Source organism: Massilia sp. IC2-278, from assembly GCF_020708045.1.
Classification (GTDB): Bacteria; Pseudomonadota; Gammaproteobacteria; order Burkholderiales; family Burkholderiaceae_D; genus Telluria.
Genome location: NZ_JAJFES010000003.1, coordinates 186230 through 201879, shown reverse-complemented (window position 1 = coordinate 201879; position 15650 = coordinate 186230). Strand labels below are relative to the sequence as shown.

General features: G+C 67.5%; 17 protein-coding genes. 10 read left to right on the top strand and 7 right to left on the bottom strand.

All coding sequences use genetic code 11. The annotated features are described in order from the left end of the window. Positions 1 to 7: 7 nt before the first annotated feature. From LK540_RS08610 to LK540_RS08590, 5 genes are all read left to right on the top strand, one after another. Positions 8 to 658, top strand: a complete 651-nt coding sequence (locus LK540_RS08610; protein ID WP_229436779.1) for a DUF3306 domain-containing protein — start codon at positions 8 to 10, stop codon at positions 656 to 658. Continuing rightward, positions 655 to 2337, top strand: a complete 1683-nt coding sequence (locus LK540_RS08605) for a 4Fe-4S binding protein (protein WP_229436778.1) — start codon at positions 655 to 657, stop codon at positions 2335 to 2337. The genes LK540_RS08610 and LK540_RS08605 overlap by 4 nt, the downstream gene beginning before the upstream one ends. A 406-nt stretch (positions 2338 to 2743) precedes the next feature. Further along, a complete protein-coding gene (locus LK540_RS08600; protein WP_229436777.1) occupies positions 2744 to 3979 on the top strand; it encodes a hypothetical protein in 1236 nt (411 codons plus the stop codon). Positions 3980 to 3998: 19 nt separating this feature from the next. After that, the gene (locus LK540_RS08595; protein ID WP_229436776.1) at positions 3999 to 4535 is read left to right on the top strand and encodes a hypothetical protein; all 537 of its coding nucleotides are present in this window, start codon (positions 3999 to 4001) and stop codon (positions 4533 to 4535) included. Positions 4536 to 4642: 107 nt separating this feature from the next. Beyond that, entirely contained in the window at positions 4643 to 6316 is a 1674-nt protein-coding gene (locus LK540_RS08590) for an AMP-binding protein (RefSeq protein WP_229436775.1), read from the top strand. 117 nt (positions 6317 to 6433) lie between these two features. On the opposite strand, the gene LK540_RS08585 is transcribed toward LK540_RS08590, so the two are convergent. From LK540_RS08585 to LK540_RS08575, 3 genes are all read right to left on the bottom strand, one after another. Continuing rightward, positions 6434 to 6757, bottom strand: a complete 324-nt coding sequence (locus tag LK540_RS08585) for a hypothetical protein (RefSeq protein WP_229436773.1) — start codon at positions 6755 to 6757, stop codon at positions 6434 to 6436. A 74-nt stretch (positions 6758 to 6831) separates the two neighbouring features. Then, entirely contained in the window at positions 6832 to 7929 is a 1098-nt protein-coding gene (locus LK540_RS08580) for an MBL fold metallo-hydrolase (RefSeq protein WP_229436771.1), read from the bottom strand. Between the two features lie 151 nt (positions 7930 to 8080). After that, the gene (locus LK540_RS08575; protein WP_229436770.1) at positions 8081 to 8950 is read right to left on the bottom strand and encodes an aldo/keto reductase family oxidoreductase; all 870 of its coding nucleotides are present in this window, start codon (positions 8948 to 8950) and stop codon (positions 8081 to 8083) included. 111 nt (positions 8951 to 9061) lie between these two features. Here LK540_RS08575 and LK540_RS08570 point away from each other — a divergent pair, with 111 nt between their 5' ends. Further along, the gene (locus LK540_RS08570) at positions 9062 to 9976 is read left to right on the top strand and encodes a LysR substrate-binding domain-containing protein (protein WP_229436769.1); all 915 of its coding nucleotides are present in this window, start codon (positions 9062 to 9064) and stop codon (positions 9974 to 9976) included. A gap of 72 nt (positions 9977 to 10048) precedes the next feature. Here the strand turns inward: LK540_RS08570 and LK540_RS08565 are convergent, their stop codons facing one another. After that, positions 10049 to 10936: a LysR family transcriptional regulator gene (locus LK540_RS08565; protein WP_229436768.1), complete on the bottom strand. Its 888-nt coding sequence runs from the start codon at positions 10934 to 10936 to the stop codon at positions 10049 to 10051. Positions 10937 to 11053: 117 nt separating this feature from the next. On the opposite strand from LK540_RS08565, the gene LK540_RS08560 reads away from it, so the two are divergent. Continuing rightward, a complete protein-coding gene (locus tag LK540_RS08560; RefSeq protein ID WP_229436767.1) occupies positions 11054 to 11923 on the top strand; it encodes an SDR family oxidoreductase in 870 nt (289 codons plus the stop codon). Positions 11924 to 11950: 27 nt separating this feature from the next. Continuing rightward, positions 11951 to 12424, top strand: a complete 474-nt coding sequence (locus LK540_RS08555) for an AtaL-like protein (protein WP_229436766.1) — start codon at positions 11951 to 11953, stop codon at positions 12422 to 12424. Between the two features lie 3 nt (positions 12425 to 12427). Here LK540_RS08555 and LK540_RS08550 read toward each other — a convergent pair whose 3' ends face one another. The 3 genes from LK540_RS08550 to LK540_RS08540 are packed head-to-tail and all read right to left on the bottom strand — an operon-like array spanning position 12428 to position 14482. Further along, the gene (locus tag LK540_RS08550) at positions 12428 to 13264 is read right to left on the bottom strand and encodes a helix-turn-helix domain-containing protein (RefSeq protein ID WP_229436765.1); all 837 of its coding nucleotides are present in this window, start codon (positions 13262 to 13264) and stop codon (positions 12428 to 12430) included. Beyond that, complete coding sequence (locus tag LK540_RS08545) at positions 13264 to 14112, bottom strand: alpha/beta fold hydrolase (RefSeq protein ID WP_229436764.1); 849 nt, start codon at positions 14110 to 14112, stop codon at positions 13264 to 13266. Before LK540_RS08545 ends, LK540_RS08550 begins: the two co-directional genes overlap by 1 nt. 10 nt (positions 14113 to 14122) lie before the next feature. Further along, entirely contained in the window at positions 14123 to 14482 is a 360-nt protein-coding gene (locus LK540_RS08540; RefSeq protein WP_229436762.1) for a nuclear transport factor 2 family protein, read from the bottom strand. A 152-nt stretch (positions 14483 to 14634) separates the two neighbouring features. On the opposite strand from LK540_RS08540, the gene LK540_RS08535 reads away from it, so the two are divergent. Further along, on the top strand, positions 14635 to 15039 hold the full coding sequence (locus tag LK540_RS08535) for a GFA family protein (RefSeq protein ID WP_229436760.1): 405 nt from the start codon (positions 14635 to 14637) through the stop codon (positions 15037 to 15039). A 109-nt stretch (positions 15040 to 15148) separates the two neighbouring features. Then, positions 15149 to 15637: an SET domain-containing protein gene (locus LK540_RS08530; protein ID WP_229436758.1), complete on the top strand. Its 489-nt coding sequence runs from the start codon at positions 15149 to 15151 to the stop codon at positions 15635 to 15637. The last annotated feature ends 13 nt before the right edge of the window (positions 15638 to 15650 follow it).

The window sequence follows — 15650 nt, the reverse complement described above, 5'->3', positions numbered from 1 at the left end:
ACACCCGATGCCCGAAGAAGGATTCCTGAAACGCTGGTCGCGCCTGAAGGCGACCGGCGGCGAAACGGAGACGCCGGTACGTCCTGCGCCTTCCGCTCCCGCCGCTGCACCCGCGCCTGTACCCATTCCCGCCCAGGCCGAAGCGCCGCTCCAGGACCGGCCGCTGCCGACGCTCGACGACGCGGCGCGCCTCACCCCGGATGCCGACTTTTCCAGCTTCGTGGCAAAGGACGTCGACAAGTCGGTCCAGCGCCTGGCCCTGAAAAAGCTGTTCGCCGATCCGCACTTCCACGTGATGGATGGCCTCGACATGTACATGGACGACTACAACAAGCCGAGCCCGGTATCGGCCGCTATGCTGGCCGCGCTCGACCATGCACGCAGCGCGCTGCGCTATCCGGATGCGGAAAAACCGGCTGCCGAAGCGGCGCCGGCCGCCGCCGGACACGACCCGGAAGCCGGCGCCGGCCCGGACGCCGGCGCCAGGCGTGTGGGCGTTGCGTCCGCGGATGCGGATAATGTACTTGATACCGAAGTGCAAGACGCCGGCGCAGTATCGGTACCGGCAACAGTACCCGCAGCAATACCGGCGCCAGCGCCAGCGGCGCAGGTCTCGCCACCCGCCACACCCCAGCAATCCCTGCAAGGACAAGCATGAACATCCGATTCCTAGAAGGGCAGGCCGGCGATCCGATGCAGGAACGCCGCAATGCCCTCGCCAAGACCGCTGCCATCCTGGCGGCGGATGCCATCGGCCCGGTCGAGGCCATCTCCTCGGTCAGCTACCGTTCCGGCGGCCGCACCCTGGTCGTCGGCAGCGCCGCCCAGGCCTTGCCCTGGGCCGACCACCTGGCCAGCGCCCTGTCGGTGACGGTGCTGCTGCTCGATGGCGACGATACGACTGTCGAGCGCGGCTACCCCGTGTTCGCGGCGCGCGCCGTGGGCGTCGGCGGCTGGCTCGGCGCCTTCGAGGCGCGCTGGCAGGCGGCCGGCCAGCCGCCGCAGGCGGCCAAGTTCGACCTCGTGTTCGACCTCTGTCCCAGCCCCCTGATCGCGACCCACCAGCACCCGCACGGTTACTATGCGCCGGGTCCGGACGACGCCGCGCGCCGCACGGCCGCCGCCGAGATCATGGAGATGACCGGCGAATTCGACAAGCCGAAATACTTCAGCTACAAGGAGCGCATCTGCGCCCACAGCCGCAACGGCCAGCAGGGCTGCAACGCCTGCGTGACGATCTGCTCGGCCCAGGCGATTGCCAGCGCCGGCGACAAGATCCGCGTCAACCCGTATTTGTGCGCCGGCTGCGGCGCTTGCACCACGGTCTGCCCGACCGGCGCCATCAGCTACGCCTTCCCGACGGCCGCCCACACGGGCAGCCGCATCAAGGCCGCCCTGACCGCCTATTTCGAGGCCGGCGGCCAGGACCCGGTGCTGCTGCTGCACAGCGACGCCGGCCAGCCGCTGCTGGAAACCGTGCAGGCCGAGGGCAGCCTGCCCGGGCGCGTGATTCCGCTGGCGCTGCACCACACGGCATCGACCGGCATCGACGTCTGGTTCTCTGCGCTGGCCTATGGCGCGGCCGGCGTCACGGCGCTCATGACCGGCGAAGAAGCGCCGCAGTACGCCGCCGCCCTCGACCACCAGATGGGCATCGCGCACACGGTGCTCGACGGCCTGGGCTACGCCGGCCCGCACTTCCAGCTGCTGCGCGTGAGCACGCCCGGCGAACTCGGCCTCGCCCTCGGCCATGCGCCGCGCGGCGAGGCGCCGGCCGGGCGCGCCACCTTCAACCTGGCCGCCGACAAGCGTAATACGCTCGACTACGCGCTCGATCATTTGCACCGCCACGCGCCGCGCCAGCCGGTCGATGTGGCGCTGCCGACCGGCGCGCCGTTCGGGGCGATCGAGGTCGATACGAAAAAATGCAGCCTGTGCATGGCCTGCGTCGGCGTCTGCCCGGCGTCGGCCGTGATGGACAAGCCCGACTTCCCGCAGCTGCGCTTCGTCGAGCAGAACTGCGTGCAGTGCGGCCTGTGCGCGAACACCTGCCCCGAAGATGCGATCACCCTGGTGCCACGCATGACCTTCGGCGACACGCGCCGCAAGACCGTCATCCTGAACGAATCCCAGCCTTTCCACTGCATCCGCTGCAGCAAGCCTTTCGGCACGCTGCACATGGTCGAGAACATGCTGTCGCGCCTGTCGCAGCACAGCGCCTTTGCCGGCAAGTTGGATCGCCTGAAGATGTGCGGCGACTGCCGCGTGATCGACATGATGCAGCCGGAAGGGGAGTTTGCGGTGCAGATACGGCGCACGCCGGTGCCGCCGAATTGAGATTTCCGTGCTGACGGCGATGTTTCACACGGCTGGATAGTTGCTGGCAGTCAACCGTACGGTGGGGTCATGGATGCCGGGGGCATCTATGACGTGCCCACGCGGAACGCCGCCCATTGTTGACATGATTCGGTGACGCACCGTGCGATGGTCGAAACATGTCGAATGATCATTCGGGACGTCAACAATGATCTTCATGCGCAGTCCTGATTGAGCCAACACCGTGCCGGCATGCGCGCGGACACGGGGTGCCTGGCGCGCCCACGGTCACCGTCAATCATTTCTCTTCGCGCCACATGTGTGCCATCTGCACACCGCTGCCGAGCCATGGCACAATGTGCATAATCGACAACAAATAACGACAGGCCATCACCACGGCCAGGCGCACGGAGGCAAAGGCGTGACCATGATTCCCCATCTGCGCCGGCTGGCGGGCGCCATCACCTGCATGGCGTTGGTTTCCCACGCCTTGCCGGCAGCAGCCCAGCCCGCCGTCGCCGCCGGCCGCTACCACAACCTGGGCCTGACAAGCGACGGCCGCGTGTTCTGGTGGGGCACCGAGTTCGGCCACGCGAAGCGCGGGCCGCCCGTCTTCCCGCGCCAGGTGGAAGGCCTGCTACCCGCCGTGGCGGTAGCGGCGGGCTGGGAACACAGCAGCGCCATCACGCGCGACGGCAGCGTCTACGAGTGGGGCTTCAGCCCCTACCGCGTGCGCCAGGTCTACCTGCTGCAGCCAACGCTGGGGCCGTGCGAGGCCGCTGCCATCTTCAGCGGCGGGCATGGGAAAAATCCCTGCGCCGAAGCCGAAGCCGCACGCAAGCAACGTATGTTCGTCGAGCGTCCGATGCGCATTCCCGGCTTGCCGCCAGCGGTGGCGGTTGCGGCAACCGATTCCCATAGCGCGATCGTCACCCGCGACGGGGAGGTCTATTGCTGGGGCCCGGGCGCCTTCCCGACGAAAATTGCCGGCCTGGAGCGCATCAAGGCGATCGCGCTTGGCCAGTTCCACGGCGTGGCCTTGCGCGATGACGGCGTTGTCATTGGCTGGGGTGGCGCGTCCGGCGGTGCGATTTCGTACCAGCCCGAGCGCTCGGCGCAGCTCTGCGACAACCCGGGACCGACGCCATTTTTCAGCGGCGCCATCGCCATCGCGGCCTTCGCCGACAGCACGTATGCCTTGCGCGCCGACGGCAGCGTGTGGGCCTGGGGCAGCAGCTGGAGCCGCCACCCGGCGACGCCGAAAGACGACAACCCCGACAACAAACCGGATGCCTTCGTCGCGCGCCGGATCGCCACGCTGGACGGGGCGACGACGCTGGGCGGCGGCCGCGCGCCGTCCGCGCTGACCCGGCAGGGCCTGGCCGTGACCTGGTTCCGCGCGCTATTTCCCACGCCCGGCGAGCGCCGGCAGCCCAGCCTTGCCAACATTGCCTCCCTGTCTTCCTACTCCAGCATCCTGGCCCTGCGGCCTGACGGCTTCGTCTGCACCATGGGCGACAACATGTACGGGGCCACCGACCCGGGCGACAAGTCGCTCGAGGTCCAGCACTTCATGCCGGTTCCGCTCGGCGACGGCAAGGGCGCACTGAACCTGGTCGATGCCAGCCTCCCACTGCCGGCCGATGCCTGCGCCAGCCAATAAACGGAGGATCCCGACCACGATGACGAAAACAAATCCCAAGCCGGCATGCGCCTGGTTTTCCCGCTCGCTGCTCGCCTGCTTGCTGGCCGGATCCTGCAGCATCGCAGCTGCTTCCCCAGACGACGCCAGGCTGCGCTTCCTGTCCTGCGACATGCCAAACCCGGCGCCAGAGGCGTACAAGGAGGCGGTCGACTGGTTCAACCAGACCGCGGAAGTGCTCGCGCGCGACGAAGGCCAGCGCATCGCAGGCCCCGTCGCGCTGGGCAAGGCATGCCTGCGCAATGTCACCGTCGCAGGCGGCTTCGGGGTCGCCATGATCCAGGGCGATATCTGCAACGAGCGGCTGGAGGACTTCACTGCGGCCCTGGCCGGCGCCGGCATCGCGCTCGACAAGGACCCGGACGCCGGCATACCAGGGGTGGTGCTGGGCAAGGTGGGCAAGGAGATGCAGTACCTGGTAACGGAAGGCAGGATGGACCCGATGACCGGGAAGGTGGCGCCGGGCGCGACACGGTATTCCTTTACCTGCATGGCAGCCTTCGGCGGCCCGCAATAAGCCCGGCGCGGTGGCCGCGCAACCGTGGCACAATGTACGCAAACAGACAATAAAAACGCATCGCCGGGCCACGTCCCGTTTATCGACATCAGCGTACAGGAGACAAGATGACCCCTTACCAGCGTTTCGCGCAGGCGCGCGATTTCCTGCAACAGCACCGTACCGACTACGACACCGCCTACGCCGGCTACCAGACGCCCCAGTTCGACAACTTCAACTGGGCGCTCGACTTCTTCGACCAGGAAGCGAAAGATAACCAGACTCCCGCGCTGTGGGTGATGGAAGAAGACGGCAGCGAACAGAAGGTCTCCTACGCCGACATGGCCGCGCGTTCCAGCCAGGTGGCGCAGTACCTGGAAGACTGCGGCGTCAAGCGCGGCGACCGCGTGCTCTTGATGCTGCCGAACCGCGTCGAGCTGTGGGAAATCATGCTGGCCGGGATCAAGCTCGGGGCCGTGCTGGTGCCGACCACCATGCTGGTCTCGACCGCCGATTTGCAGGACCGCATGGAGCGCGGCCAGGTGCGGCACGTGATCGCGCAAGTCTCCGAGGCCCACAAGTTCGAAGGCATCACCGGCAACTTCACCCGCATCGCGGTGGGCGGCAGCATCGACGGCTGGCGCGACTTTTCCGAGTGCCGCCAGGTGCTGAGCGTGTTCGCGCCAAAGGGCGTCACGCGCGCCACCGATCCGCTGCTGCTGTACTTCACCTCCGGCACCACGGCGCGCCCGAAGCTGGTGCTGCACAGCCACCAGAGCTACCCGGCCGGCCACCTGTCGACCATGTACTGGATCGGCCTGGAGAAGGGCGGCGTGCACTGGAACATCAGCTCGCCCGGCTGGGCCAAGCACGCCTGGAGCTGCTTCTTCGCGCCCTGGAACGCTGGCGCCACCGTCTTCATCTACAACTATGAGCGCTTCAGTGCCAAGGCCGCGCTGGAAACCGTGCAGCGCTGCGGCGTGACTTCGCTGTGCGCGCCGCCGACGGTCTGGCGCATGCTGATCAAGGAAGACCTGAGCCAGTGGCAGCCGCCGCTGCGCGAACTGGTCGGCGCCGGCGAGCCGCTGAACCCGGAAGTGATCGAACAGGTGGAGCGCGCCTGGGGCATCCGCATCCGCGATGGCTTCGGCCAGACCGAGACCACGGCGCAGATCGGCAATCCGCCGGGCCAGCTGGTCAAGCCGGGTTCGATGGGCCGTCCGCTGCCGGGCTACAAGATCGCCTTGCTGGACGTCGACGAGCAGCCGGCGCAGGAGGGGGAGATCGCGGTGCAACTGGATGCGCAACCGATCGCGCTGATGCTGGGCTACGAGGGCGACGAGGACAAAACGGCGGAGGTGATGCGCGCCGGCTTCTATCACACCGGCGACACGGCCACCGTCGACGAAGACGGCTATTACTTCTACGTCGGCCGCAATGACGATGTGTTCAAGTCGTCCGACTACCGCATCAGTCCCTTCGAGCTGGAGAGCGTCCTGATCGAGCACGAGCAGGTGCTGGAAGCGGCCATCGTGCCGAGCCCGGACGCGGTGCGGCTGTCGGTGCCGAAGGCCTTCATCACGCTGCGCCAGGGCGTGGAGCCGTCGCGCGAGCTGGCACGCGAGATCTTTGCTTTTGCGCGCGAGCGGCTGGCGCCGTATAAACGGATTCGCCGCATCGAGTTCCGCGAGCTGCCGAAGACGATTTCGGGCAAGATCCGGCGCGTGGAGTTGCGCAAGGCCGAGGCGGCGCGCGACGAGACGACGACCGGGATCGAATTCCGAGAAGAGGACCTCGGTTAGTGTGTAGGGTGGGTCGGTCCGCGTGCGGCTTGAACCCACCGTTTCGACGCGTACGACATCGAAACACGCTTCGTATGATCGCGCGTGATGTGGTGGGTTCGAGAACCCACCCTACGTCTACCAGGCGAGGGCGAGTGCCGGCAGTATCAGCGGAAACGGAAACACGCCGATGATGACGCCAAGGCGCAGCATCCTCGCATGGCGCGTATCGGTGCCGGCGTGCTTCGCGAGTGAAGACGACCACAGGAAGGCGGGGAAGGCGATCGTCAACGCCATCACGTACGACAGTGCGACTCCCAATCCCGCCGTCAGCACGGCCACCAGGGCAGCATCGCCGCGGTAACCGCTGGTTCCGACGAGGTAGCCGAAAACGGCCAGGTAGGGCAGCAAGCCCAGTGTCATCAAGCTGTTCGAGAGCGTTACCTTTGTCCTGAAGAGCATGCGCTTTCCCTCGGTTGGTTCAACACGGGATGGTCGATTCGGCAGGGACGACGTCGCGGGCCGCGCCACGCAGTTTATTCGATTCCCTTCCACCACGGTGCAAACGATTGCGGCGCCACGTCCACGCGAACCGGTTCGCCAATGCGCGGCGTCAGCAGGCGGAAGGGCTTGCCTTCGCTGGCGGCCAGCGCCCGCTCGAAGGGTTCGTCCCAGGCGTGGCGCGCCAGGCTGAAGCGGCCGGCGTGGCCGCTGAGCAGGGTGCGCGCGCCCAGGATCTCGGCGGCGCGCGCGGCTTCTTCGGGCGTCATGTGGATGTCGGCCCAGCGCGCGTTGTACTGGCCGCCATCGAGGGCGACGAAGTCGAAGCTGCCGAAGCGCGCGGCGATGGCGCTGAAGTGCGGCCCGAATCCGGTGTCGCCGCTGAAGTAGAGTTTGCGCGTCGGGTGCTGCAGCGCGAAGCTGGCCCACAAACTCTGGTTGCGCTTCATGAAGCGGCCCGAGTAATGCTGCGACGGCAGCACGTGCACCTGCAAGCCGTCGCCGAGATCGACGCTGTCGTGCCAGTTCATTTCTCGGATCTTCGCGTCCGGATAGCCCCAGTGGCGCAGGTGGGCGCCGTTGCCCAGGCCGGTGACGACCACGCCGGTCTTCGGCAGCAGGGCCTTCATGCTGGCGTAGTCGAGATGGTCGTAGTGGTCGTGCGAGATCAGCACCGCGTCGATGGCCGGCAGATCGTCCACCGAATAGATGCTGGTGCCTTCGAAGGCGCGCACCATCCACGGCACCGGCGCCGCATAGTCGCTGAACACCGGGTCGATCAGCAGGCGCTTGCCGCCCACCTGGACGAAGTAGGACGAGTGGCCGAGCCAGACCACGGTGTCCTGGGCGAGGGGCAGGGCCGCCAGGTCGGTCTTCAGCGCCGGCAGGGGCGCGGGTGGGGCAGGCCGGTCGCGCGGCTCGAAGCGGCCGCGGATCACGGCCAGCACGAAGCCCAGGCCGCCACGGCGCGGCGGCGAGGCCACCTCGTTCTGGAACTGGCCGTCCCAGTACTGGGGCGAGGCTTGCAGCTGCGTGCTGTCGGCCACCTGGCCGAGCGAGGGCGTGACATAGGCGCAGGCACTGACGCCGAGCACGCACAGGAGGGCAAGGCCAATGGCCAGGAATCGTTTCACATGGGCTCCATGAAAGCAGGCGTGGCCGGGATGCCGCGCGCAAGTTGCCGGCAATGTAACCCAACAGGCCGCGTACGGCCAGCCTGATTGCGTGTCAAGCTGGCGTTAGGCCTCATTAACCGCGTTCATGCATGCCGCGCCGGTGCGGTCCTCACGCCGTGCCGATGCGCTCCAGGCTGGCCATCGCCTCGTCCGGCAGCACCAGCTCGGCCGCCGCCAGGTTCTCGCGCAGATGCGTCACCGACGAGGTGCCGGGGATCAGCAGGATGTTGGGTGAACGGCGCAGCAGCCAGGCGATCGCCACGGCCATCGGCGTCGCGTCCAGGTCGCGCGCCACGCTCGACAGGGCATCGGATTGCAGCGGCGAGAAGCCGCCCAGCGGGAAGAAGGGCACATACGGGATGCCGTCGCGCGCCAGCGCATCGATCAGCGCATCGTCGTTGCGGTGCACGAGGTTGTACATGTTCTGCACGCAGGCGATGGGCAGCATGCGGCGCGCTTCTTCCACCTGGCGCAGCGTGACGTTGCTCAGGCCGATATGCCGGATCAATCCCTGCCGGCGCAGTTCGTCCAGCACGCTCAATGGCTCTTCGAGCGAGCCCTCGGCCGGACCGTGAACATCGAACATGGCGCGCAGGTTGACCACGTCGAGCACGTCCAGGCCCAGGTTGCGCAGGTTGTCGTGCACGGCCTGGCGCAGTTCTTCCTTCGAGAATGCCGGCAGCCAGGCGCCCTCGGCATCGCGGCGCCCGCCGATCTTGGTGACGATGGTCAGGTCGCCGGCGTAGGGATGCAGGGCCTCGCGGATCAATCCGTTCGTGATGTGCGGGCCATAGAAATCCGAGGTGTCGATGTGGTTCACGCCCAGTTCGACCGCTTCGCGCAGCACGGCGAGGGCGGCGCTGCGGTCGCGCGGCGGGCCGAACACGCCGGGGCCGGCCAGCTGCATGGCGCCGTAGCCGAGGCGGCGCACGCTACGCCCGCCGAGTTGATAAGTACCTGCCTTGTCGATGCTGTTCATGGTGTGCTCCGGTTGGTTGTCAGTGCAGCCACGATAAATCCGGAACGCCTGCATGACAATCCGGTATAGTCAGGATGGGTTGTACGTAAAAACGAACAATAAGGAAACGCGATGAAAGCCGATCTCGGTGACCTGTCCGCTTTCGTGGCCGTAGCGCGCGCCCGGGGCTTTCGCGATGCGGCGCGCGCCACCAGCAGCAGTGCCTCGGGCTTGAGCGACGCGGTACGCCGCCTCGAGACCCGGCTCGGCGTGCGCCTGCTGAACCGCACCACGCGCAGCGTCGTGCCGACCGAAGCGGGCCTGAGTTTGCTGGCGCGGCTGGAACCGGTGCTGAGCGAAGTCGAGAGCGCGCTCGACGTCGTCAACGGTTTTCGCGACACGCCTACCGGCACGCTGCGCCTGAACGTGCCGGTGAGCGCGGCGCGGCTGGTGCTGCCGTCCATCGTGCCGCGCTTCCTGGCCGCCTATCCCGAGATCCGCCTGGAAGTGATCGCCGACGAGAGCTTTGTCGACGTGCTGGCGGCCGGCTGCGACGCCGGCATCCGCTACGAGGAAAGGCTGGAGCAGGACATGGTCGCGGTGCCGATCGGCCCGCGCGTGCAGCGCATGGCGGCTGCGGCGTCGCCGGATTACCTGGCGCGGCATGGGCGGCCGGTGCATCCGCGCGAGCTGCTGGAGCACACCTGCATGCGCGCGCGTTTCGCCAGCGGGGCCATGATCCGCTGGACTTTCGAGCGGGGCGGGGAGACGGTGACGGTCGACCCGGCCGGCCCGCTGCTGGTGCAGGTAGGCGGCGCCATCGACCTGACGGTGGACGTGGCGCTGGCCGGCACCGGCATCGTGTATCTGTTCGAGGACTGGCTGCGGCCCCACATCGAGCGCGGCCAGCTGGAACCGGTGCTGGAGCCCTGGTGGCCGAGCTTTTCCGGCCCCTTTCTCTACTACCCCGGCCGGCGCCTGCTGCCGGCGCCGCTGCGCGCGTTTGTCGATTTCATCCGCAGCGATGCGGCGCAGCCGGCGCCATAAGGCGCCGCCAGGAGCCTTCGCCAGGTTTCCCTGCCGGCTGCCCGCGCAGAGCACCGTCGCCAAGTTCGTTCGCTAGGTTCCTGCGATATGCGCCGCCAGTTCTTCCGGCGTCCCCTGCGGGAAGGCAGCCTTCAGGTGCTCGAGGAAGGCGGACACACGTGTGCTGAGCAGGCGGCGCGAAGGGTAGAGCGCCCAGACCGCGATCTCGGGCGCGTCCAGGTCGCCCCAGTGCGCCAGCCGTCCCTCACTAATATCGTAACTAACCAACGAAACCGGCAGGCAGGCCACCCCAACCCCGGCCCGCACCGCATCGCGCACCATGATCAGCGAGGACAGGCGCAGCACGGAATCGATGGCGATGGCTGCGCCGTCACCCTTCAGCGGCCAGGATGAGCCACCTGCCGCGCCGCGCACCACGGCCGGCACCGGCACCCCTGACGGCGGCCGCGCCAGGGTTGGGGGCGCCACCACGGCCAGCCGGTCGCGCAAGAGGATGCGGCCGACCAGGTTGGCATCCGGCGCCGGGTTCACGCGGATCGCCAGGTCGTAGCCTTCCTCGACCATGTCCACCGGCCGGTCTTCGGTCGTGACTTCCAGCCGCACTTCCGGATAGGCGAGGGCGAACGATGCCGCCAGCTTGCCCATCGCCGTCTGCGAAAACAGCAGCGGCGCGCTGATGCGCAGCCTGCCGCGCGGCGCGGCGCCACCCGAAGCCACATCCGCCGCCGCCTCGTCGATCTCGCCTAGCAGGGCGGCGGTGCGCTCGAACAGGGCCTGGCCTTCCTGCGTCAGCTTCAGCACGCGCGCGCCGCGTTCCAGCAGGCGCACGCCCAGGCTGCTCTCCAGCTCGGCGACGCGGCGCGAGAGCGTGGCTTTCGGGCGGCCACTGGCACGCGCGGCGCGGCCGAAGCCGCCATGACGGGCAACGAGGTTGAAATCGGCAAGCGCGAGCAGGTCCATAAGTGTTTCATGAGTGAGACGGTCCGTCCAATTCTAGCGGCTATCGCATCTCCCGTGGGACATCTACCATGCAAAGCGTCAACCGACACTTTCAACCCACCCAAAGGAGTCCAGATCATGACCATTCTCGTTACCGGCGCTACCGGCAATGTCGGCCGCAACGTTGTCGACCAACTCGCCGGGCGCGGCGCCAGCGTGCGCGCCCTGGTGCGCAATCCTGCCAAGGCAAACTTCCCTGGCGGCGTCGAGCTCGTGCAGGGCGACCTGCTCGACGTCGATTCGCTGCGTAGCGCCTTCCAGGGCGTGTCGACCCTATTCCTGCTGAACGCCGTCGTGCCCGACGAATTCACCCAGGCGCTGGTCGCCCTGAACCTGGCGCGCGAAGCCGGCGTCCAACACGTGGTCTACCTGTCGGTGATCCACAGCGACGTCTACCTGAACGTGCCTCATTTCGCCGGCAAGTTCGGTGTCGAACGCATGATCGAGGCGCTGGGCTTTTCGGCCACCATCCTGCGCCCGGCCTATTTCATCGACAACGATGCGACCATCACGGATGTGGTGCGCAACTACGGCGTGTACCCGATGCCGATCGGTTCGAAAGGGCTGGCAATGATCGACGTGCGCGACATCGGCGAGATCGCCGCCATCGAACTGCTGCGCCGCGACGGCGCCGCCGGCCCGCTGCCGCTCGAACGCATCAACCTGGTCGGCCCCGACACCCTGACCGGCGCGGACATCGCCGCCATCTGGACCGACGTGCTGCAACGCCCCATCGCCTACGGTGGCGACGACACAGTCGCTTTTGAACAGAACCTGCGCCAGTTCATGCCGCCCTGGATGGCCTACGACATGCGCCTGATGGCCGAGCGTTTCCTGGTCGACGGCATGGTGCCTGAAGCCGGCGACGTCGAACGCCTCACCGCGCTGTTGAAACGGCCGCTGCGTTCCTACCGCGACTTCGCCACCAGCGTCGCCGCTTCCGCCTGATCACCGTTCAACTGAAAGGAGCCCATCATGATCTATTCGACCGCCACTGTTCCGGTGAACCCGGAAAACGAACTCCCGCTGACCCGTGCCCAGGCCTGGGCCGGCCTGGTGCTGAAGGCGCGCGACGCCAGGCTGTTCCTGCCACCCGGCCTGTGCACGCGCTGCGAGGTCGTGGAAGAGGGGAGGGACCACATCGTGCGTGAAGCCACCATCGGCGGCAAGGACCTGCGCGAGATCATCGCTTTCGAGCACGAGACGAAGGTCTCCTTTTTCCAGGCCAGCGGCCCACGCGAAGGCGTGATCGTCAACGAGCTGTTCGGGGATGCCGACGGCGTGCTGCAACTGCGGTTCTACTGCTATCTCGGCCTGCGCGGCAAGGCGCCGGGCGGCGCCGAAGAACAGGCGGAGCAGGCGCTGATGGACAGCGACCAGGGTTATCGGGCCGCCTTGCTGTCGACCCTGAAGCGTACCCGCGAGCTGCTGGCGGCAGGCCGGCTCTGATGCTCATGCCAGGAACCACGCCCGGCTGGCCTCGTCGGCCGGAAAGAACGACTCCAGCCGCAACTCGTGCACGGTCACGTCGTGCGGCGTCCCGAGCGTGGTAATCGTGGTGAACAGGTTCAGCGCCACGCCATCCTTGCGCAGCTGCATAGGCAAAAAGGGCAGGGCGGCACGCTCCAGGTTCGGCTGGCGCGCGGCCCCGGCGATGCCGGGCAGGGCCATCAATTCCTCCAGCAGGCGCGTCGCTTCGCTGCCGGGGCCGTCGCCCATCGCTTCGCGCTGCACCCATTGCAGCAAATCGGTGGCCACGTCTTCCCAGTTCGCCAGGTGCGGCCGCACGCCGTTCGGATCGAGCATCAGCTTCAGCACGTTCACCGAACCGTCGCGCGGGATCGCAGCATCCGCTGGCATGCCAAGCAGCCAGCGCATCAGGCGTGCGGCGGGCGCGTTGTGCATCACCAGGTTCCACAGGCGGTCGACCACCAGCGCCGGATAGGGCGCCTGCTGGGCCAGCATGAAGTCGAGCGCCTGCATCACCGCGCCCATTTCCGGGTCGGACAGCGCGCGCTCGCGGTAGGCCGGCGCGAAGCCAGCTGCGAGCAGCATGGCGTTGCGCTGGCGTAGCGGGATGTCGAGCACGATGCCGAGTTTCACGATCAGGTCCCTTCCCGGTTGCGCGCGCCCGGTCTCCAGAAAGCTCAGGTGGCGCTGCGAGATGCCGGAATCGAGCGACAGCCGCAGCTGGCTCAGGCCGCGCTTGCCGCGCCAGTAGCGCAGGGCGGCGGCGAAATCGCTGAAATAGGTGCTGGCCGTACCCGCATCCGCCGCGCTCGTGTCCATCAGGCCTCCGTGTGTGCTGTCGCCCGATTCTGCGCGATCGCGTCCGCGAACTCAAGCAGGTCGCGGTTCACCTCGGCCTGGTGGGTGATGAACATGCCGTGCGGCGCGCCCTCGTACACCTTCAGCCGGGCATCCGGCAGCAGATCCACGGTGGCGCGCGCCGTCAGGGCCAAGGGCGCGCTGGCATCCTGGTCGCCGGCGATCACCAGCACCGGCACGCCGACGTCGGCCAGCTCGGCGCGGAAATCGGTCTGCACCAGCGCGCGGTGGCATGCGACCAGCGCCTGGAGCGAAGCGCCGAGCGCCATCTGCTTCACCCATCTCTTGATGCCCGCCGGCGTGTCGGGGTACACGAAGGGCACCATGTTCGCGTCTATCCACTGCGGGAAGTCGCGCATCAACTGCTCGCGCCGGAAGTTCTCGAAGTAGGCGGCGTCAATGCCGTCCGGGTTGTCCACTGTGTCGAGCACGAACGGCGTCATGGTCGCCAGCAGCACCGCGCCGGCCACGCGCGCACTGCCATGGCGGCTGAGGTAACGCACGATCTCGTTGCAGCCCATCGAGTGGCCGACCAGGACGGCGTCGCGCAGGTCGCGCTGGTCGAGCACGGCGGCGAGATCGTCGGCCAGGGTGTCGAAGTCGTAGCCGCCGCCGGGGTCGCCCGAGCGGCCATGCCCGCGCCGGTCGAACGCCACGGTGCGGTAGCCGGCCTCGTTCATGGCCAGCATCTGGTAGCTCCAGGATTCCGAGGGCAGCGACCAGCTGGCCACGAATACGACCGGCCTTCCTTGCCCCCAGTCGCGACAGAACAGGTCGACGCCACCCGCGCCTTGCACGATATTCTTCATGGCGTTCTCCTCAGGCAGCGGTGTCGAGAAAACCGGCCACGCTGGCCAGGCGGCCATCGCTGCCGAGCGTGGCCACGTCCATGCCACGCACCACCTCGGCGCCGTCCGGCCCGTGCAGGGTCCAGCCGAAGCGCAGCACGTCGTGGTGGGCGTCCGGCGTGCCGTGCAGGGCAAAGCGGTGCTCCGGAAAATGCTGCTGGGCGGCGGCGATCAGGGCGTCGATGCCGTCGTGCCCGGCGCCGGCCATCATCGGGTCGACGTAGCGGGCGTCGAGCGTGAACAGGCGGGCGACCCGGGCGCGGCGCGCGGGCGCGTCGCGTTCGTTCCAGGCGTCGAGGTAGTGGCGGGCGAGGGTGCTGGCGGTGTCCATGGTCTGCTCCGTTCAAGGTGGGTGGATGACGGAGCCATTCTGGCGAAGGAGCGGCACGGCGGCGATTACCTCCGAGGTAATCGGGCCGCGGCAGTTCACATGGCGGCCGCTTTGGATTATCGTTCCATCACTGTCTACCTGTGGAGACCACCATGACCAGCCGCATCGCCGCCTGCACCTGCGGCCAGCTGTCGATCGAGGTGAGCGGCGAACCGCAATTCGTGTGCATCTGCAGCTGCCTGGCCTGCCAGCGCCGCAGCGGCAGCGTGTTCGCCACCATCGCCAGCTTTGCCGCGCCGTTCACGGTGCATGGCCAGGCCACCGAGTTCGTCCGCGCGGGCGACGGCGGCACCGCATTCCGCTTTTATTTCTGCCCGCGCTGCGGCACCACCGTGTACCACCAGGAGATGGACGAACACGATGGCGTCGGCGTGGCGGTCGGCGCCTTCGCCGATCCGCACTTCCCGCCGCCCACGCACGCCCTGCACGCACGGCGCCGTCACCCCTGGGTCGGGCTGCCGGACAGCGTCCAGGCCTACGACACCGATCCACCCTGATGCCGCCCGCCGCGGATGGGTGGCCTCATGTGTGGCACCAAAGCGAAAAACGTACAATAATGGTAATAATGCCCGTTGAACACGACGCCGTCTCACTTTCGAATCCCTCATGCCGACCACATCCGCAGCCAAGGCCGACCAAGCCTATGAAGTGAAGCAGTCCCCCATCCATGGCAACGGCGTCTTCGCCCGCCGCCACATCGAGCCCGGCGAGCGCATCGTCGAATACAAGGGCGAGCGCATCAGCTGGGATGAAGCCACCGAACGCGCCGAGAAAGCCGGCGGCCCGGTGAACCACACCTTTTATTTCAGCCTGGCCGACGGCCGCGTGATCGACGGCGGGCGGCGCGGCAACGAGGCGCGCTGGATCAACCATGCCTGCAGCCCGAACTGCGAAGCCTACGAGGAAGACGGGCGCGTCTACATCCATGCGCTGCATCCCATCGAGCCCGGGCAGGAACTGAATTACAATTACGCCCTCATCTACGACGAGCGCCACACGCCGGCCCTGAAGAAGAAATTCGAATGCCGCTGCGGCACACCCGGTTGCAGCGGCACCATGCTGGCGCCGAAACGCCGACAAAAAAAGAAAACCTGAAGTCCAAGGATCG